General features: G+C 60.7%; 15 protein-coding genes. 7 read left to right on the top strand and 8 right to left on the bottom strand.

The window, feature by feature from the left end:
- Positions 1-53: 53 nt before the first annotated feature.
- Positions 54-1,811 carry a cation:proton antiporter gene (locus tag CI807_RS06125; RefSeq protein ID WP_095014051.1) on the top strand — a complete coding sequence of 586 codons (1,758 nt, stop codon included), beginning with the start codon at positions 54-56 and terminating at the stop codon, positions 1,809-1,811.
- A gap of 101 nt (positions 1,812-1,912) precedes the next feature.
- On the opposite strand, the gene CI807_RS06120 is transcribed toward CI807_RS06125, so the two are convergent.
- From CI807_RS06120 to uvrD, 3 genes are all read right to left on the bottom strand, one after another.
- Positions 1,913-2,320: an SMI1/KNR4 family protein gene (locus tag CI807_RS06120; RefSeq protein ID WP_005792567.1), complete on the bottom strand. Its 408-nt coding sequence runs from the start codon at positions 2,318-2,320 to the stop codon at positions 1,913-1,915.
- Positions 2,321-2,456: 136 nt separating this feature from the next.
- On the bottom strand, positions 2,457-3,329 hold the full coding sequence (locus CI807_RS06115; protein WP_016978669.1) for a Tim44 domain-containing protein: 873 nt from the start codon (positions 3,327-3,329) through the stop codon (positions 2,457-2,459).
- Between the two features lie 189 nt (positions 3,330-3,518).
- On the bottom strand, positions 3,519-5,702 hold the full coding sequence (gene uvrD, locus CI807_RS06110; RefSeq protein ID WP_095014050.1) for a DNA helicase II: 2,184 nt from the start codon (positions 5,700-5,702) through the stop codon (positions 3,519-3,521).
- A gap of 247 nt (positions 5,703-5,949) precedes the next feature.
- On the opposite strand from uvrD, the gene CI807_RS06105 reads away from it, so the two are divergent.
- From CI807_RS06105 to CI807_RS31715, 3 genes are all read left to right on the top strand, one after another.
- The gene (locus CI807_RS06105) at positions 5,950-8,823 is read left to right on the top strand and encodes an EAL domain-containing protein (RefSeq protein ID WP_095014049.1); all 2,874 of its coding nucleotides are present in this window, start codon (positions 5,950-5,952) and stop codon (positions 8,821-8,823) included.
- Between the two features lie 161 nt (positions 8,824-8,984).
- Complete coding sequence (hexR, locus tag CI807_RS06100) at positions 8,985-9,851, top strand: transcriptional regulator HexR (protein ID WP_003177007.1); 867 nt, start codon at positions 8,985-8,987, stop codon at positions 9,849-9,851.
- A 93-nt stretch (positions 9,852-9,944) separates the two neighbouring features.
- Positions 9,945-10,142 carry a PA3496 family putative envelope integrity protein gene (locus CI807_RS31715; RefSeq protein WP_095014048.1) on the top strand — a complete coding sequence of 66 codons (198 nt, stop codon included), beginning with the start codon at positions 9,945-9,947 and terminating at the stop codon, positions 10,140-10,142.
- Here the strand turns inward: CI807_RS31715 and CI807_RS06090 are convergent.
- Complete coding sequence (locus CI807_RS06090; RefSeq protein ID WP_095014047.1) at positions 10,072-11,046, bottom strand: LysR family transcriptional regulator; 975 nt, start codon at positions 11,044-11,046, stop codon at positions 10,072-10,074. The genes CI807_RS31715 and CI807_RS06090 overlap by 71 nt on opposite strands.
- A 196-nt stretch (positions 11,047-11,242) precedes the next feature.
- Here CI807_RS06090 and CI807_RS06085 point away from each other — a divergent pair, with 196 nt between their 5' ends.
- Together CI807_RS06085 and oadA are read left to right on the top strand one after the other, a co-directional pair.
- Complete coding sequence (locus tag CI807_RS06085) at positions 11,243-12,658, top strand: acetyl-CoA carboxylase biotin carboxylase subunit (protein WP_016978663.1); 1,416 nt, start codon at positions 11,243-11,245, stop codon at positions 12,656-12,658.
- An 11-nt stretch (positions 12,659-12,669) separates the two neighbouring features.
- A complete protein-coding gene (oadA, locus tag CI807_RS06080; protein ID WP_016978661.1) occupies positions 12,670-14,478 on the top strand; it encodes a sodium-extruding oxaloacetate decarboxylase subunit alpha in 1,809 nt (602 codons plus the stop codon).
- Positions 14,479-14,553: 75 nt separating this feature from the next.
- On the opposite strand, the gene CI807_RS06075 is transcribed toward oadA, so the two are convergent.
- Positions 14,554-15,846, bottom strand: coding sequence for an autotransporter domain-containing protein (locus CI807_RS06075; protein ID WP_095014046.1), 1,293 nt, complete (start codon positions 15,844-15,846; stop codon positions 14,554-14,556).
- A gap of 415 nt (positions 15,847-16,261) precedes the next feature.
- On the opposite strand from CI807_RS06075, the gene CI807_RS06070 reads away from it, so the two are divergent.
- A complete protein-coding gene (locus CI807_RS06070; protein WP_025854446.1) occupies positions 16,262-16,537 on the top strand; it encodes a helix-turn-helix transcriptional regulator in 276 nt (91 codons plus the stop codon).
- A gap of 41 nt (positions 16,538-16,578) precedes the next feature.
- On the opposite strand, the gene CI807_RS06065 is transcribed toward CI807_RS06070, so the two are convergent.
- The 3 genes from CI807_RS06065 to CI807_RS06055 are packed head-to-tail and all read right to left on the bottom strand — an operon-like array spanning position 16,579 to position 18,342.
- Positions 16,579-17,250, bottom strand: coding sequence for a GNAT family N-acetyltransferase (locus CI807_RS06065; protein ID WP_095014045.1), 672 nt, complete (start codon positions 17,248-17,250; stop codon positions 16,579-16,581).
- 10 nt (positions 17,251-17,260) lie between these two features.
- Positions 17,261-17,707, bottom strand: coding sequence for a GNAT family N-acetyltransferase (locus CI807_RS06060; protein WP_095014044.1), 447 nt, complete (start codon positions 17,705-17,707; stop codon positions 17,261-17,263).
- Positions 17,704-18,342 carry an FMN-binding negative transcriptional regulator gene (locus CI807_RS06055; RefSeq protein WP_095014043.1) on the bottom strand — a complete coding sequence of 213 codons (639 nt, stop codon included), beginning with the start codon at positions 18,340-18,342 and terminating at the stop codon, positions 17,704-17,706. Before CI807_RS06055 ends, CI807_RS06060 begins: the two co-directional genes overlap by 4 nt.
- Between the last annotated feature and the right edge of the window lie 12 nt (positions 18,343-18,354).

Here is an 18,354-nt window from a genome sequence, read left to right as displayed (position 1 = left end):
AATGCGCGCGCGGAAGTGGGAAAAGCGCCAGTACCCTCAAGGAGCCCCTCGCCATGCACGCCATCAGCTTTATCCAGGACCTGGCCGTGATCATGCTGGTGGCAGGGGTTGTCACCATCCTGTTTCACCGCCTCAAGCAGCCGGTGGTGCTGGGTTACATCGTCGCCGGATTCATCATCGGCCCGCACACCCCGCCGTTCGGCCTGATCCACGACGAAGACACCATCAAGACCCTCGCCGAGCTGGGGGTGATCTTCCTGATGTTCTGCCTGGGTCTGGAATTCAGCCTGCGCAAGCTGTTCAAGGTCGGTGCCACTGCCTTCATCGCGGCTTTCCTGGAAATCATCCTGATGATCTGGATCGGCTACGAGATCGGCCGCTGGTTCGACTGGAACACCATGGACTCGCTGTTCCTCGGCGCGATCCTGGCGATTTCCTCCACCACCATCATCGTCAAGGCGCTCAATGACCTGAAGATGAAGAATCAGCGCTTTGCCCAACTTATTTTCGGCGTGCTGATCGTCGAGGACATCCTCGGCATCGGCATCATCGCCTTGCTGTCGAGCATTGCCGTCAGCGGCACGGTCAGCTCCGGCGAGGTGTTTTCCACGGTCGGTAAGCTGTCGCTGTTCATGATTGTTGCGTTGGTCATCGGCATTTTGCTGGTGCCGCGTTTACTGGCCTACGTGGCCAAGTTCGAAAGCAACGAGATGCTGCTGATCACCGTATTGGGACTGTGTTTCGGTTTCTGCCTGCTGGTGGTCAAGCTGGAATACAGCATGGTGCTGGGCGCGTTCCTGATCGGTGCGATCATGGCCGAATCCCGTCAGTTGATTAAGATCGAGCGACTGATCGAGCCGGTTCGCGACATGTTCAGCGCCATCTTCTTCGTGGCCATCGGCTTGATGATCGACCCGCAGATCCTGCTGCAATACGCCTGGCCGATCGCGGTGATCACCGTGGCGGTGGTGCTGGGCAAGATGTTGTCCTGTGGTCTGGGGGCGTTTATCGCCGGCAATGACGGCCGTACCTCACTGCGCGTGGGCATGGGGCTGTCACAGATTGGCGAGTTTTCATTCATCATCGCGGCGTTGGGGATGACATTGCAGGTGACCAGTGACTTCCTCTACCCCGTCGCCGTGGCGGTTTCAGCCATTACCACACTGCTCACGCCCTATCTGATTCGCGGTGCCGACCCACTGTCCTTGAAGATTGCAGCGGTCATGCCCAAGCGATTGAGCCGGGTGTTCGGTATGTACGGTGAATGGTTGCGCAGTATCCAGCCCCAGGGCGAAGGCGCGATGCTGGCGTCGATGATCCGCAAGATCATCCTTCAAGTCGGGGTGAATCTGGCGCTGGTGGTGGCGATCTTCTTTGCCGGCAGCTTTTTCGCAGCGCGTATCGGAGGGTATCTGGAGGGCTGGATCAGTGATCCGAGCTGGCAGAAGGCGTTGATCTGGGGCGGGGCGTTGCTATTGTCGCTGCCATTCCTGATCGCGGCGTATCGCAAGCTCAAGGCGCTGTCGATGCTGTTGGCGGAGATGAGTGTGAAGCCGGAAATGGCCGGGCGGCATACCCAGCGCGTACGGCGGGTGATCGCGGAGTTGATCCCGATCCTGTCGCTGCTGGTGATCTTCCTGCTATTGGCAGCCTTGTCGGCCAGTATTCTGCCGACCAACAAGTTGCTGGTGCTGATCGCCGTGGTCACGGCTGCAGTGGCGGCTGTGCTCTGGCGGTGGTTCATCCGCGTGCATACGCGGATGCAGGTCGCCTTGTTGGAGACGCTCGATAACCACAAGGACACGCTGTAGGAGCGAGCTTGCTCGCGAAGGTCGTTAACGATAACGCGGGAAACCTGACGTGCAGTGGTGCTCTCGGGTTTCTCGCGAGCAAGCTCGCTCCTACAGGAGGCTCAGCTTTCCAGCCAGACGTCCCGCGCCCAGTGCCATACCGATTCCCAGGTTTCTTCGGTGACGAGTTCTTCTTCACCGGACCACAGCACCACGGTGCCGTCTTCTTCGACGCAGTAGTAGTCATCACCGTCCTGGCAGATCGGGATCATGCTGCGATCAACACCGGCATCCCAGGCGTTGGCCGCCACATCGGGCAGGTAGGTGTGGGATTGCGGGTCGGTGACGGTCACCGGTTCCAGGCTGCCGTACACCACGTCGCTGACGGTCAGCAGAAATTCACGGAAGACAAAGGGGATGTCGATGAACAGTTGTTCCTCGATCTCCACCAACAGGTCTTCGTCAGGCAGCTCCAAAGGAACCGGGACCGGTTCGTTAGCTTCACGCAATTGTTCGATGATTTCTTCCACGGCCGGGATCCTCTTGCTAGATGGCGCGGTTTATAGGGGCGTTTTATACAGTAGCTCGCTATAAGTGCAACCGTGAAATAGAAAACCCCGGAACATGTCCGGGGTTTTTGTTACTGCATGCTTAAGCGCATGGGTATCAGCCGTTCTGGCGGATACCGGCGACCAGCCAAGGCTGGTTCTCGCCTTGTGGACGCTCCATGTTCCAGCTTTCGCTGAACACTTCGCCTTGGTCGAAACGCGAGGACTTCGACACACCGCTGAACGTCAGGGTGGCGATGGTCTTGTCGGCGCGGTCATCCACACCTTCCAGCTGGACGCGCAGGTCGTCGATGTAGGTCGACTGGAACGCATCGCCGATCTCGGCACGTTCGCGCTTGAGGAACTCCAGCAATTGCGGGGTCACGAACTCGGCGATCTTGTCCATTTCGTTGGCGTCCCAGTGCTGCTGCAGGGACTGGAAGTGGCTACGGGCCGCTTCGACGAAACGCTCTTCGTTGAACCAGGCCGGCGCGTTGATCACCGGACGGGCTGCAGCAGGCGCTGCCGAGCCACCGAAGATCGAGCCCATGGCTGGTTTTTGCTCGAACACTTCACGCTGCATCGGCGCGCCGGCTGGAGCCAGGTGCTCCTGCTGCTTGCGGCGACGGGCGGCGATAAAGCGGAAGATCACGAAGGCGATGACCGCCAGGATCAGCATGTCGAAGATCTGCATGCCCTGGAAGCCGCCGCCCATGAACATGGAAGCGAGCAGGCCACCGGCAGCGATACCGGCCAGAGGGCCCAACCAGCGCGAAGCACCGCCGGCCTTGGCAGCGGCGCCGGCAGCACCGGCTGCGCCTGCGGTCGCGGCTGCACCGCCCATGCCGCCGGCGGATGGAGCCATTTGGCTGGTCTGGTGAGTCGGTGCCGCACCGGAACTTTTGCCGCCACCGAAGCGTTTGGCGTTGGCGTCGATGCTCATCGTCAGGCCGATGCACAACGCCATGGCGATGCTAAGAAAACGTTTCATAAAGGGAATTCCCATTTGTGGATTGCACGCGCGCCATGTTGCACAGGTGCAGCGGCAGTGGCTAGCGACATAATGTTTCGGGCTTTTGCGTAGGGCCGAATCAGAATGGTCTGTAGGACTTATTGCAGATATTGGCCCGCGCCTGTTAAAAACAAGGGCGGGCCAATAAGCTTCATGTTGGGAAATGTTTCAGATGGCTTCGAGCTTCGCGTAACCCATCATCAGCCACTTGCTGCCTTCGGCGAAATTCACCTGCACCCGCGCCTGTGCACCCGCGCCCTCGAAATTGAGGATCACGCCTTCGCCAAACACTGAATGCCTGACCTGCTGGCCAAGGCTGAACTGGGTTTCCGGGATCTCGGAACCGGCGAACAGCGTGCTGGCGTTCTGCTGCTGACCACCACCGAACGGGCGGCTGACGCTGTTGGACAGCCGCACTTCCTGGATCAGACCCTTCGGCACTTCACGTACGAAGCGCGACACCTTGTTGTAGGTCTCGCTGCCGTACAGGCGCCGGGTCTCGGCGTAGGTCATCACCAGGTTCTGCATGGCGCGCGTGATGCCCACGTAGGCCAGGCGGCGTTCTTCCTCAAGCCGGCCGGGTTCTTCCAGGCTCATCTTGTGCGGGAACAGGCCTTCTTCCATGCCCACCAGGAACACATACGGGAATTCCAGGCCCTTGGCGCTGTGCAAGGTCATCAGCTGGATGCTGTCTTCATGCTCATCCGCCTGGGTATCACCGGCTTCCAGTGATGCGTGGCCGAGGAACGCGGCCAGCGGCGTCAGCTCCTCGTCTTCCTCGGTGTTTTCGAACGCACGGGCGGCGCTCACCAGTTCCTCAAGGTTTTCTACCCGGGCCTGGCCTTTCTCGCCTTTTTCCGCTTCGTGGTAGGCGATGAGCCCGGACTGTTCGATCACGGTCTGGGTCATCAGGTGCAACGGCATTTCCGCGCATTTGGCCGCCAGGTTCTCGATCAACTCGACAAACACGCCCAGCGCGCCTGCCGCGCGGCCAGTCAGGCCTTTGTTGACGATGAGCAAGCGCATGGCTTCCCACATCGACACATCGGCATGGCGCGCGTGGTCACGAATCGCCTCGACGGTTTTCTCGCCGATGCCACGGGCCGGGATGTTGATCACCCGTTCCAGCGCCGCATCGTTGCCGCGACCTTCCAGCAAACGCAGGTAAGCCATGGCGTTCTTGATTTCGGCACGCTCGAAGAAGCGTTGGCCGCCATAGATGCGGTACGGGATGCGTTCGCGCAGCAAGGCTTCTTCCAAGACCCGCGATTGGGCGTTGGAGCGGTACAGGATCGCGATATCACTGCGCGCCAGGCCGGTTTTCAGTGCGCTTTCGATGGTTTCCACCACGTAGCGCGCTTCATCGTGCTCGTTGAACGCGGCGTACAGGTTGATCGCCTCGCCTTCGCCGCCGTCGGTCCACAGCTCTTTGCCCAGGCGCCCGGTGTTGTTGGCGATCAAGGCGTTGGCCGCTTTGAGAATCCCGGCGGTGGAGCGATAGTTCTGTTCCAGACGGATGGTCACCGCGTCCGGGAAGTCTTCGGAATACTGATAGATGTTCTCGATTTTCGCGCCACGCCAGCCGTAGATCGACTGGTCGTCGTCGCCCACCACCATCAGGCTGTCGCCGCCCTTGGCCAGCAAGCGCAACCAGGCGTACTGCACGGCGTTGGTGTCCTGGAACTCGTCCACCAGGATGTGGCGGAAGCGCTTCTGATAATGGGCCAACAGGCCTGGGTTGTCGCGCCAAAGGTCGAGGGCGCGCAGCAGGAGTTCGGAGAAGTCGATGACCCCGGCGCGCACGCAGGCGGCCTCGTAGGCTTCATAAATGCTGCGCATGGTCGCCAGGAACAAATCGCCGCTGGCCTGGATATGTTGCGGGCGCAGGCCTTCGTCTTTCTGGCCGTTGATGAACCACTGCGCCTGACGCGCTGGCCAACGCTGTTCGTCGAGGCCGAGCTCGCGGATCACGCGCTTGACCAGGCGTTGCTGGTCATCGCTGTCGAGGATCTGGAAGGTCTGGGCCAGGCCCGCCTCCTGCCAGTGCGCCCGCAACAGGCGGTGCGCCAGGCCGTGGAAGGTGCCTACCCACATGCCGGCCGGGCTGATGCCCATCAACTGCTCGATGCGGTGGCGCATCTCGGCGGCGGCCTTGTTGGTGAAGGTCACCGACAGGATGGAATGCGGGGACGCGTTTTCGACCTGGATCAACCAGGCGATACGGTGCACCAGCACTCGGGTTTTACCGGAGCCAGCACCGGCCAGGACCAACTGACGGCCAACGGGGGCCGCTACGGCCTGGCGTTGGGCATCGTTGAGGGAGTTCAGCAAAAGGGAGAGATCATCGCGCATCGGCGCATTCTAGGGTGCCCGGGTGAGTGGGGCAAATACCAATGCCGGGTGGTCGACGGAAAACCTTCAGGGTGATGACCGGTCGGTCAATGGCCACAGCCCGCGCGGCGTCTCGCTCAAGCCGTCTGGCTCGGAAGTTTGCGCTGCGCGACCGTGCAGTTTTTATGACGCAGAGCAGTTTGGCCCAGGCGCTTGCTTGTGTATGCTCCGTCGACGTTTCGGGCTCACCATTATAAGAACACTGCCTATGACCCTCAGCCCCGACCTGCTCGGCCCCTCGACGGCCCCCGCGCAGGTTCTTCGCAAACACTACGCCACGGAAATGGCGGTCGAGCGCACGCGCCTGCTGTATCAAGGCTCGCTGCTGCCGACCCTATTGATGTTGGTCAATGGCCTGGTCTGCGCCTGGCTGTTGTGGAACCCCAAGCAATACCTGTTGGACAGCATCTGGCTGGTCTGGCTGCTGGCCTTGGTGGCGATGCGCGTGATCCAAGTGGCGGCGTTCGATTCGGCTATGCCCAGTCGCCAGGCCCAACCGGTGTGGCGGCGTATGTTCATGCTTGGCTCGGCCGTCAGCGGCCTGACCTTGGCTACGGCCGCCATCGCGCTGGTGCCGGTGGACAGCTTCATGCAACAGGCCTGGGTGTTCGGCCTGATCGGCGCGGCGACGCTGTCGGCCAGCGTGGCCTATGCCGTGAGCTTGCCGGCGTTCTTGTCGTTTGCCTTGCCGTGCCTGGTGCCGGCTATCGTCTATTTGTTCTGGACGGGCGATCCGCAGCAGCGCGGTTGGGGCGTGCTTGGCCTGATCCTGCTGGCGTCCTTGAGCCTGGTGGCATGGCAGGTCAACCGCCTGATCCAGCGCGGGTTGCTGCGCCGCTTCCAGAACCAGGCGTTGATCGAGCATCTGCAGCAGGCACAACAGCGCAGCGAGCAACTCAATCAGGAACTGGTGCGCGAAGTCGAACAGCGCCGTCAGGTCGAACAGGAGTTGCGCGAGGCCCAGATCGGCCTGCAAGACCGCGTGGCCCAACGCAGCCAGGAGCTGGACGCTGCCAGCCTGGCCCTGAATAAAAGCGAAGCGCGCCTGGCCATGGCGCTGCAAGCCAGTGAGTTGGGCCTGTGGGACTGGAACCTGCAAACCGACGAAGTCCATCACACCCAGCTCAAGGAACTGTTTGGCCTGGAGCCGGAATACGTCACGGCGATGCTCAGCCACCTCAAGCCGCGCCTGCATCCCGAAGACCTGCCGCTGCTCAAGCGTGCCTTGGTAGAACACCTCAAGGGCCGCAGCGAGGACTACCAGGTGGAATACCGCGTGCGCCACGGCGATGGGCACTGGGTGTGGATCGAAGACCGTGGACGCGCCGTAGAGCGCGCCCCCAGTGGGCGGGTCACGCGCATGCTCGGTACTCGTCGCGATATCACTGCCGGCAAGGCCTTGGAAGAACAGCAGCGTTTGGCGTCGACGGTATTCGAGGCCGCCAGCGAAGGCATTGTGATCCTCGATCCGGACTACAAGCTGATTGCGGTCAACCAGGCGTTCAGTCGTGTCACCGGCTTTGAAACCGACGATATGATCGGCCGCAATGTGGTCGAACTGCCCAGCAGCCGTGACGCTCGCCGTCACTTCCCGGTGATCCGCCAGGCGTTGCTCAGCCACGGCACCTGGCAGGGTGAACTGGTGGAGACGCGCAAGAACGGCGAGCTGTACCCGCAGTGGCTGCAGTTGAATGTGGTGCGCGATATCCGGGGAAAAGTCAGCCACATCGTGGGCTTCTTCGCCGATCTCTCGGCGCGGCGCGAGTCCGAAGAGCGCATGCGCTACCTCACGCATTACGACGAATTGACCGGGCTGGCCAACCGCTCGCTGTTCCGCGAACGGCTGCGCGAGGCCCACCAGCGGGTCCGCCAGGGCGGGCGTAGCCTGGCGCTGCTGCACATCAATCTCGACCGCTTCAAGCTGCTCAATGACAGCCTGGGTCATGAAGTCGCCGACCAGTTACTGCAGAAAATGGCGCGTCGCCTGATCAATGCGCTACCCGAGGCTGACACCATCGCGCGCCTGTCCGGCGACGAATTCGCCGTGTTGTTCGACGCCTACGGCAACTTGTCGAGCCTGGCGCGGGTTGCCACGCGGTTGCTGGCCAAACTGCGTGTGCCGGTGACGGTGGAAGGCCATGAGTTGGTGGTCAGTGCTTCGATGGGCGTCAGCTTGTTGCCAGACAACGCGCGGGAAATTTCCGCATTGGTCAGCCAATCCAACATGGCCATGCAACATGCCAAGCACCTGGGCGGCAATAATTTCCAGTTCTACACCGACAGCCTGCAAGCCAGCACGCTGGAGCGTTTGCAGCTGGAAAACCATCTGCGCAAGGCCATCGAAGAGCGGCAGCTCACGGTGTTCTACCAACCGAAACTGTGCCTGGCCACCGGCAAGCTGAATGCCGCCGAAGCGTTGATCCGCTGGGACCATCCGCAGTGGGGCATGGTGCCGCCGGGGGATTTTATCGGCCTGGCCGAAGAGACCGGCCTGATCGTGCCGCTGGGCGAGTTCGTGCTGCGCGAGGCTTGCTGGCAGGCGTGTGAATGGCAGCGCCAGGGCCTGGCGCCGATCCGAGTGTCGGTGAACCTGTCGGTGCATCAACTGCGCCAGGGCAAGCTGGTCAGCCTGGTGCGCCAGGTGCTCGAAGAAACCGGCCTGGACCCGCAGTACCTGGAGCTGGAGCTGACCGAAAGCCAGTTGCTCGACAGCGTCGAACACATCATCGCGACCTTCCAGCAACTGCGGGACCTGGGCGTGAAGCTGGCGATCGACGATTTCGGCACCGGTTATTCGTCCCTCAGCTACCTCAAGCGCATTCCCGTGGACTACGTGAAGATCGACCAGACCTTCATCCGTGGGCTGGGCCAGGGGCGTGAAGACGCCGCCATCACCCGCGCCATTATCGCCATGGCCCACGGCCTTGCGCTCAAGGTGGTGGCTGAAGGCGTGGAAGATCAGCAGCAGTTGGATTTCCTGCGCGGTGAGCGTTGTGACGAAGTGCAGGGCTATTTGATCAGTCGGCCGATGCAGGCCGAAGGGCTGGCAGATTTGTTACGGAAAAATGCAGATTTTCCCTAGTGATGCCTGGGGCGCCCCTGGGGCTACAACTTGGCCGCCCCTAGATTCAAAGGGGAGCAGGGCGATTTAGTGATGCGTCGGACGGGCAAAACGACAATTCTTGTAGTATAACTACAAACTTGCTACATCCCTGGCCCTGCCCATAACAAGAGTCCTGCCCTTTGAACCTGTTGCAACATATCGCCCAGTCGCGCCACCTGTTACGCAAATCGGAACTCAAGGTTGCCGATCACGTGCTGCTTGACCCTGCGGCTGTGATGCACAGTTCCATGGCCGACCTGGCGCACAGCGTGGGCATCAGCGAACCGACCATCGTGCGCTTCTGCCGCGCCATCGGTTGCTCCGGTTTCCAGGACTTGAAACTCAAGCTGGCGCAAAGCCTGGCCGCTGGTGCCAGCTTCGGCCAGTTCGCGATCCATGAAGACGACTCCGTCGCCGACTACAGCCTGAAAATTTTCGACACCACCCTGCACACCCTCATGGAAGTGCGCGAGAAGCTCGACCCGGTGGAGTTGCAAAAGGCCGTGACCGCCATGTCCCAGGCCCAGCGTGTCGAGTTCTATGGTTTTGGTGCCTCTGGCGCGGTGGCTGCCGATGCCCAGCACAAGTTTTTCCGCCTGTTGCTCACCGCAGCGGCCTACAGCGACCCGCATATGCAGGCGATGTCGGCGGTGACTTTGAAGCCTACCGACGTGGCTATCTGCATTTCCCAGTCGGGCCGTTCCAAAGACCTGCTGATCACCGCCAACCTGGTGCGTGAAAGCGGCGCGTCGCTGATCACCCTGTGCCCGAGCCAGACGCCGTTGGCGGAACTGTCCACGGTCAATCTGGCGATCGACGTGCATGAAGACACCGAGATCTACACGCCACTGACTTCGCGAATCGCCCACCTGGTGGTGATCGACGTGCTGGCGATGGGCGTGGCCATGGCGCGTGGGCCGAGCCTGGTCAACCACCTCAAGAGCGTGAAGCGCAGTCTGCGCAGCCTTCGCCTGTCACCGAAATCCGTCAAAGCATTGGATGATTGATCAAACTTTCATCAGTTTGTAATCCCCGCGCCGCCAAACCGTCATCGCCCAGGGCCATCCTGAGCTCCCCGCACTCGCATTGGGAGACTCCAAATGGCCCGGCCTTACGAAGACAGCAACAGCTCCGTCAAAACCCGTCGTCAGCAGGAAGACCAACGCCGCATGGCGTTCCGTCGCGCAATCGAAGACCGTTGCGAGGAGCGCCAACTGCTCCAGAGCATCAGTGACTATCCGGAACTCCACTGGCAGGCACCCGCGGCTGCCCAGCGAAACGCTCAGCCAATACGCTGATCTGCGCCCGTTCGCTGCGGATAAAGCCCAGGAACGCATGGGCCACCGGTGACAGGCGCTTGGCCTTGGCCTGCACCAGGCACCAACTGCGGTACAGCGGCAGCTCTTCCACCGGCAGCTCCTTGAGCCCGCCGGTGGCCAGTTCCATGTTGACCGCGTGACGCGTCAACAACGCCACGCCTAACCCCGCGCAGACACACTCGCGCTGCGCCTCGGCCGAGGCCACTTCCACCGTCTGGGTGAAGTGCACGCGTTTCTCCTTGAAATACTCCTCGCACGCCAGTCGCGTACCGGAACCCGGTTCGCGCAGCAGCAGCGTGTAGGGTTCCAGGTCCTGCAGGCGCAGTGGACCTTGCAGGCTCAGCGGGTGATCAGGTGGCGCTACGGCGACGATCGGGTTGTTGAGGAACGGCAGGAATTCCAGGCCCATGTCCTGAGGCACCATGGACATGATCACCAGGTCATCGCGGTTGTCCGAAAGCCTGCGGATCACTTGGGCGCGGTTCACCACGGTGAGGTGTAACTGCACTTCCGGGTGCTGGCGCTTGAAGGCGGCAAACAGGTGCGGCACGAAGTACTTGGCACTGGACTCAATCGCCAGCTTCAACTGGCCTTGCAGCGAACCCTGCATGTCCGAGAGCTGCATATCGAGGTTTTCCAGGCGCCCGAAAATGTCGCGGCTGGCACGCTGTAGCGCCTCGGCGGCTTCGGTCATGTAGAGCTTTTTGCCGACATAATCGAACAGCGGCTGGCCGATCAGCTCTTCCAACTGGCGAATTTGTAGGCTAACGGCGGGTTGTGTGAGGGACATTTCCTCGGCGGCGCGGCTGTAGGAGCGCAAATCGCACACTTCATTGAAGATCTGCAATTGACGCAATGTCATACGCATCAATGACTTACGCATTTCTAGTACGCTCCCGCAAAACCTGATGTGCTCAACTATAAGTCTTTACTTATGCACGACCCAATAATTATTGATTTTTGTTAATCCCTCGGCAGGCTTAGTGTGTGTCTCGCGACTGTCATGAAACATTTGGTCACGCGCCGACCCGGATCCAGCGGGTCGAAGAACGCAGCAATCGGCTCAAGGGAATTTCCAAGTGATAAAAAAGATCCTGATCGCCAACCGTGGTGAAATTGCCGTACGCATCGTGCGTGCCTGCGCCGAGATGGGCATTCGCTCGGTCGCGGTCTACTCCGACGCCGACCGCCACGCGTTGCACGTCAAGCGTGCCGACGAAGCCCACAGCATTGGTGCCGAGCCCCTGGCTGGCTACCTGAACCCGCGCAAGTTGGTGAACCTGGCGGTGGAAACCGGTTGTGATGCGCTGCACCCCGGTTACGGCTTTTTGTCGGAGAACGCCGAACTGGCGGATATCTGCGCCGAACGTGGTATCAAATTCATCGGTCCGTCGGCGGAAGTGATTCGCCGCATGGGCGACAAGACTGAAGCGCGCCGCAGCATGATCAAGGCCGGTGTGCCGGTCACGCCGGGCACCGAAGGTAACGTTGCGGACATCCACGAAGCACTCACCGAAGGCGACCGCATCGGTTACCCGGTAATGCTCAAGGCCACTTCCGGTGGTGGTGGCCGTGGTATCCGTCGTTGCAACAGCCGCGAAGAACTTGAACAAGCCTTCCCCCGTGTCATCTCCGAGGCCACCAAGGCGTTCGGTTCGGCGGAAGTGTTCCTGGAAAAGTGCATCGTCAATCCCAAGCACATCGAAGCGCAGATCCTCGGTGACAGCTTCGGCAACGTGGTGCACCTGTTCGAGCGCGATTGCTCGATCCAGCGTCGTAACCAGAAGCTCATTGAAATCGCTCCAAGCCCGCAACTGACACCGGAACAGCGCGCCTACATCGGCGACCTGTCGGTACGTGCCGCCAAGGCGGTGGGCTACGAGAACGCCGGCACCGTGGAGTTCCTGCTCGCCGAGGGCGAGGTGTATTTCATGGAGATGAACACCCGCGTGCAGGTGGAACACACCATCACCGAAGAAATCACCGGGATCGACATCGTCCGCGAACAAATCCGCATCGCCTCGGGCCTGCCGCTGTCGGTGAAACAGGAAGACATCCAGCACCGTGGTTTCGCGTTGCAGTTCCGTATCAACGCCGAAGACCCAAAGAACAACTTCCTCCCGAGCTTCGGCAAGATCACCCGTTACTACGCGCCCGGCGGTCCTGGCGTGCGTACCGATACGGCGATCTACACCGGCTACACCATCCCGCCGTTCTACGACTCCATGTGCCTGAAACTGGTGGTGTGGGCGTTGACCTGGGAAGAAGCCATGGACCGCGGCCTGCGTGCCCTGGACGACATGCGCCTGCAAGGCGTGAAGACCACCGCCGCCTATTACCAGGAAATCCTGCGCAACCCGGAATTCCGCAGCGGCCAGTTCAACACCAGCTTCGTTGAGGCCCACCCTGAACTGACCAACTACTCGATCAAGCGCAAACCCGAAGAGCTGGCCCTGGCCATCGCCGCCGCCATCGCCGCCCACGCAGGCCTGTGAGGAATACAACAATGTCCAAGAAAATCTTTGTCACCGACACCATCCTGCGCGACGCCCACCAATCGTTGCTCGCGACCCGCATGCGCACCGACGACATGCTGCCGATCTGCGACAAGCTCGACAAAGTCGGCTACTGGTCCCTGGAAGTCTGGGGCGGCGCGACCTTCGACGCCTGCGTGCGCTTCCTGAAAGAAGACCCGTGGGAGCGCCTGCGCAAACTGCGCGCCGCGTTGCCCAACACGCGCCTGCAAATGCTGCTGCGTGGTCAGAACCTGCTGGGCTACCGCCATTACAGCGACGACGTGGTCAAAGCCTTCGTCGCCAAAGCCGCGGTGAATGGCATCGACGTGTTCCGCATCTTCGACGCCATGAACGACGTGCGTAACCTGCGCGTGGCGATCGAAGCGGTGAAAGCCGCCGGCAAACACGCCCAAGGCACCATCGCCTACACCACCAGCCCGGTGCACACCGTTGAAGCGTTCGTGGCCCAGGCCAAGCAACTGGAAGCCATGGGTTGCGATTCCATCGCGATCAAGGACATGGCCGGTCTGCTGACGCCGTATGCCACCGGCGAGCTGGTCAAGGCGCTGAAGGCCGAGCAGACACTGCCGATCTTTATCCACTCGCATGACACCGCCGGTTTGGCCGCGATGTGCCAACTGAAAGCCATTGAAAACGGTGCCGACCACATCGACACCGCCATCTCCAGCTTTGCCTGGGGCACCAGCCACCCAGGGACCGAGTCGATGGTCGCCGCTCTTAAAGGCAGCGAATTCGACACCGGCCTGAGCCTGGAACTGCTGCAGGAAATCGGTCTGTACTTCTACGCCGTGCGTAAGAAATACCACCAGTTCGAAAGCGAATTCACCGCCGTCGACACCCGTGTGCAAGTCAATCAGGTGCCGGGCGGGATGATTTCCAACCTGGCCAACCAGTTGAAAGAGCAGGGCGCCCTCAACCGCATGAGCGAAGTGCTGGCCGAAATCCCGCGCGTGCGTGAAGACCTCGGCTTCCCACCGCTGGTGACGCCGACCTCGCAGATCGTCGGCACCCAGGCGTTCTTCAACGTGCTGGCCGGCGAGCGCTACAAGACCATCACCAACGAAGTGAAGCTCTACCTGCAGGGCGGCTACGGCAAGGCGCCGGGCACCGTGAACGAGAAACTGCGTCGCCAGGCCATCGGCAGCGAAGAAGTGATCGACGTGCGCCCGGCTGACCTGCTCAAGCCGGAGATGACCAAGTTGCGCGGCGAAATCGGCGCGTTGGCCAAGTCCGAAGAAGACGTGCTGACCTACGCCATGTTCCCGGACATCGGGCGCAAGTTCCTCGAAGAACGCGATGCCGGCACCCTGGCGCCGGAAGTGTTGCTGCCCATCCCAGAAGCCGGCGGCGTGGCCCGTGCCGGTGGTGAAGGCGTGCCGACCGAGTTCGTCATCGACGTGCACGGCGAAAGCTACCGCGTGGACATCACCGGTGTGGGCGTGAAGGCTGAAGGCAAGCGTCACTTCTACCTGTCTATCGACGGCATGCCGGAAGAAGTGGTGTTCGAACCGCTCAACGAGTTTGTCAGCGGCGGCAGCAGCAACCGCAAACACGCCACCGCGCCGGGCCATGTCAGCACCGCGATGCCGGGCAATATCGTCGACGTGCTGGTCAAGGAAGGCGACGTGGTCAAGGCCGGCCAGGCCGTGCTGATCACCGAAGCCATGAAGATGGAAACCGAAGTGCAGGCAGCCATTGCCGGCAAGGTGACCGCCGTTCATGTGGCCAAGGGCGACCGGGTCAACCCTGGCGAAATCCTGATTGAGATCGAAGGCTGATACAGCCTTCGACACGACCGTTTAATCCTCGGGGGGGCAGGTGCTCCCCTTTTTTTTGCCCGAAATTTGACGGGGTTAGAAGCTCATCCTCCATTGGCCCATCAAGCCTTGGTTACGGCTGTTTGTACCGGCTTGGGCGCTGTAGGTCAGGCCTAAGGTGTGTTGTGTCGACAACGCGAGGTCCAGGCCGGCTTGCATGTCCAGGCTATTTCGGTCGAGCGAGGTGCCCTTGACGGTGAAGCCGTCTATCAGTCCTGGCAGGGCACGGTAGGAATGGTGGACTTTGCTGTCGACTTCGCCGTAGAGGTGCTTCCAGCCTGTGCTGAGGTGGGGGGTGAGGCTGATCTGCCTATCGAACCGATACACCGTTGCCAGGCGCAGGCCGAAGGTGCTGCTCAGGTTTTGTTGGGTTTGCGCGCCCACGTTCAACGCCGTCAAACCTCCCGTTTCCTTGAAACTGTCGCGGTGGTAGCGTTGGAAGCCGATGCCAGCGAAGGGCTCGACGCTGACATCGGCACTGCCCAGTTGATAGCCCAGCTCGGAGAACAGGGTTTGGCTTTGAGCGTTGTAGCTGCCCTTTAGCTGCTCCTTGTAGTCGAGCAGGTTGACATTACGTTTGTTCCGGCCGGCATGGTCGCTGTAGATCGCTCCCAGACGTAGGGCCAGTGGCCCGTCCGTACGCACGGCATAACCACCCAGGTGCCAGCTGTCCAGGTCGGCGGAGAAGCGTTGTGCATTGAGATTGCTGCTGGATTTGACGCCCATGACCCCAACCCGCCAAGCATGATCCACTGCCCAGTCGGCACCCAACAACAGGCCGTGTGTATCGTGTTTCAGGCCGGCGCTGCCGCCTTGTTTGTCGAGGCTGCCGCCGTTGCCCACGCCCTGCACCCAGAAGTGACCGTTGTCGTCAGTTGGCAGCGTGCGCAGCGTCGAGAGCAATTGGTTACTCAGTTGCTGCGTGGTGTTTTGCGTTGCACCAGCGAGGTTGGCGTTCTGGCTACCGGCCAATTGCTCAAGGCTTGCGCCGATCCCGCCGGGTTGCTTTTCCAGCCCATCGCCAAATTTTTCCAGGGCTTTGATTTGCTCGGAGGTCAGCTTCCCGGACTCCAGTAACCTAATCAGCGCAGGCTCCAGCACCTTGGCCACTTGCAAGCCATTGTGCGAGGTGGCTCTCTGGGTGAGGTAGTTATCGACTGGGGCGGCTTCGATTTCGGATTCGTCATCCCACTCATCCGGCAGCGCATCGTAGGGTTGAAACGCGTATGGGTTATATCCGATATCGCCTCGCGCTTGCGCGGATTGAAGGCTGGCGGCGCTGAGGGCGAGGGCGATGACAAATGCAAGTTTGTGCTGTGTAAAGGGCATGAATTCCCAACCTCTGATGAATGAGGCCGGGAATTTAGCGAGATGGCGAGGCGATAACTGTCAGGCTACCGACCTCTGGTTTGCGGGAGTTGTCTCTAGTGCGGCGCGATTAAAAACGCATCTGCCATTGGCCGCTCTGAGCTTAGCGGTTGATGGGTTTGCATTTTATTGCGCTTTTTAGGCGACGCTCTTTAATTTTATGCACTATATTGCAGTTTAAATGGCGACCCTTAACTTTCAGGTGCATTAAATTGCCGATAGACACCCCTCTCAGGCTTACCCTCCAGGTTTTTGAAACGGGCCGTTGGCAGGATGCGATGACCTTGGATTTTGCCGAGCCCCAAAACGGCTTCGCCAGTCCGTGTTGTTTTGGCTTGCGTGACCTTGATCAGCGCTTGAAAACCTGGGGGTTGAGATGAGCCTTTCGATTGATCAGCGGGCGCGCGTCATTGAAAGTATTGAACAAGGCCTAACCAATGGTTCGCTTGAAATAGGCGACGCCGTACGCCGTCTGCGCACCGAAGTCACTGGCCTGCACCAAAGCCAATTTGCCAGGATGTGCAAAATCTCGGTGCGGACCTTGGTGCATATCGAGCATGGCGAGGGCAATCAGACCCTGAAGTCGCTGAATGCGGTGTTCAGGCCGTTCGGGTTGAGGATGGGCGTGGTGAAGGTTCGGCGCGATCTTTGATGCGACTGTTCCCACCCCTGTGGGAACAATCCTCTACGTCATCAGGCGCGGCACTGCGCCAGGCTTTTCACTTGTCCATCACCGCTCTGATTGGCCTGCGACAACCACTCCTCAAAACCCGCCTCAATCTTCGGCCACTCCGAATCGATGATCGAGTACCACGCGGTATCCCGGTTCTTGCCTTTCACCACTGTGTGCTGGCGGAACACGCCCTCGAAGCTGAACCCCAATCGCTCAGCTGCGTATTTGGAACGGCCATTGGCGTTGTTGCACTTCCACTCCAGGCGGCGGTTGCCTTGGTCGAACGCGTATTTGGCCAGCAGGTATACCGCCTCGGTGCTCTTGGGCGAGCGCTGCATCGGCGCGCCAAAGGTGACGTGGCCGATTTCGATGCGACCGTGCTCGGGGACGATGGACATCAGGCTGAGGATGCCCTGCACTTGGCCCGTTGAGCGATCGATCACGCTGAAAAAATACGGGTCTTTGTGGGCTGCGTGGTTGTTCAGCCAGTCATTGAAGGCGCTGCGTTCCGGGAAAGGGCCGTAGGGCAGGTAATCCCAGAGTTTCGGGTCGGCATCGGGACCTTGCAGCGCTTGAAATAAATCATCGCCATGGCACGTGGGGTCGAGTTTTTCCAGGCGGATAAAACGCCCTTCAAGCAGTTGCACGGTCGGTGCCGGGACGCCTTTCCAGTCGGCGAGGGAAGTGGACATGTTGCGCTCCTTAAAGGCCTTTGCGAAATTGGATGAAACCCGGGCGTTCGGCGATGCGTTCGTACAGCTGGATCGCAGTGGCGTTGGTTTCGTGAGTCAGCCAGTGCACCTTGGCACATCCATCGGCCTTGGCGGTGGCGTAGACGAATTCGATCAGCTTGCGGCCGACACCGGTGCCGCGTTGGGCCGGGTCCACCAGCAGATCCTGCAGGTAGCAGGAGTTTTCGATGCTCCAATTGGAGCGGTGGTAGATGAAGTTGACCATGCCCACCGCCTTGCCATCCTGCCAGGCCAACGCCGAATGGGTCGGCTCGTTGGCGTCGATCAGCCGTTGCCAGGTGCTTTGGCTCACGGCGTCCGGCAGCTCGGTGTTGTAGAACGTCAAGTACGCTTGCCACAACGGCAACCACGCGGCGTGGTCGGCGGCGGTGACGGGGCGAATGTCGATCGGGCTCATTCTGAAACTCCTTGGGGAATAAAGCGGGCGAGTGTCTGGTCGCGCACGTCCGCACTGGCAGCAAGACCTTCGCGCACGCCGGCCATGTCGGCCGGGCTGCGGTTCTGGCTGAGTTTGCGTTTGCCGATCAGGCGCTCCACTGGCAGGGCGAAGCCGACGATGGCCTTGAGCATGCCTTCAATGTAGTCGGCCGGGGCGTCGCTGACTTTCCAGGGTTGGGCGCGGCCTGATTCATGGCGATCCGTCAGCGCCGTGACCACGCTGAGCAAGCGCTCTGCGTCGCTGAACACCTCAGGCGTGCCATAGGCGTGCACCGCGATGTAGTTCCAGGTAGGCACTACTTTGCCGTGCTCGGCCTTGGCCGGATAAAACGCCGGGCTGATATAGGCCTCGGCACCGGCAAAAATGACCAGGGCTTCGCTGCCGTTCTGCAAATCCTTCCATTGAGGATTGGCTTTGGCCAGGTGCCCGTACAGCGTGCCGTTCGGGCCCTCATCGGGGTTGAGCAACAGCGGTAAGTGGCTGGCCAGCAAGCCTTGCTCACCAAAGGTCACAAGCTGTGCCAGGCGAGTGTGCTGGATCAGTTGCTGGATTTCGGGCAAATCATCGAGGGCAAAGGCGCGCGGTGTGTACATGGAAATATTCCT

Source organism: Pseudomonas sp. NS1(2017) (assembly GCF_002269425.1).
GTDB lineage: Bacteria > Pseudomonadota > Gammaproteobacteria > Pseudomonadales > Pseudomonadaceae > Aquipseudomonas > Aquipseudomonas reactans.
This window is presented reverse-complemented; position numbering and strand designations above follow the sequence as displayed.

Excerpts from the sequence above, each read along its gene's own strand:
- CI807_RS06115 (WP_016978669.1), bottom strand. The coding sequence starts at position 3,329 with ATGAAACGTTTTCTTAGCATCGCCATGGCGTTGTGCATCGGCCTGACG.
- CI807_RS06075 (WP_095014046.1), bottom strand. The coding sequence starts at position 15,846 with ATGCCCTTTACACAGCACAAACTTGCATTTGTCATCGCCCTCGCCCTC.
- CI807_RS31715 (WP_095014048.1), top strand. The coding sequence starts at position 9,945 with ATGGCCCGGCCTTACGAAGACAGCAACAGCTCCGTCAAAACCCGTCGT.
- CI807_RS06060 (WP_095014044.1), bottom strand. The coding sequence starts at position 17,707 with ATGAGCCCGATCGACATTCGCCCCGTCACCGCCGCCGACCACGCCGCG.
- CI807_RS06090 (WP_095014047.1), bottom strand. The coding sequence starts at position 11,046 with ATGCGTAAGTCATTGATGCGTATGACATTGCGTCAATTGCAGATCTTC.
- uvrD (WP_095014050.1), bottom strand. The coding sequence starts at position 5,702 with ATGCGCGATGATCTCTCCCTTTTGCTGAACTCCCTCAACGATGCCCAA.
- CI807_RS06125 (WP_095014051.1), top strand. The coding sequence starts at position 54 with ATGCACGCCATCAGCTTTATCCAGGACCTGGCCGTGATCATGCTGGTG.
- CI807_RS06105 (WP_095014049.1), top strand. The coding sequence starts at position 5,950 with ATGACCCTCAGCCCCGACCTGCTCGGCCCCTCGACGGCCCCCGCGCAG.
- CI807_RS06070 (WP_025854446.1), top strand. The coding sequence starts at position 16,262 with ATGAGCCTTTCGATTGATCAGCGGGCGCGCGTCATTGAAAGTATTGAA.
- CI807_RS06065 (WP_095014045.1), bottom strand. The coding sequence starts at position 17,250 with ATGTCCACTTCCCTCGCCGACTGGAAAGGCGTCCCGGCACCGACCGTG.
- oadA (WP_016978661.1), top strand. The coding sequence starts at position 12,670 with ATGTCCAAGAAAATCTTTGTCACCGACACCATCCTGCGCGACGCCCAC.
- CI807_RS06055 (WP_095014043.1), bottom strand. The coding sequence starts at position 18,342 with ATGTACACACCGCGCGCCTTTGCCCTCGATGATTTGCCCGAAATCCAG.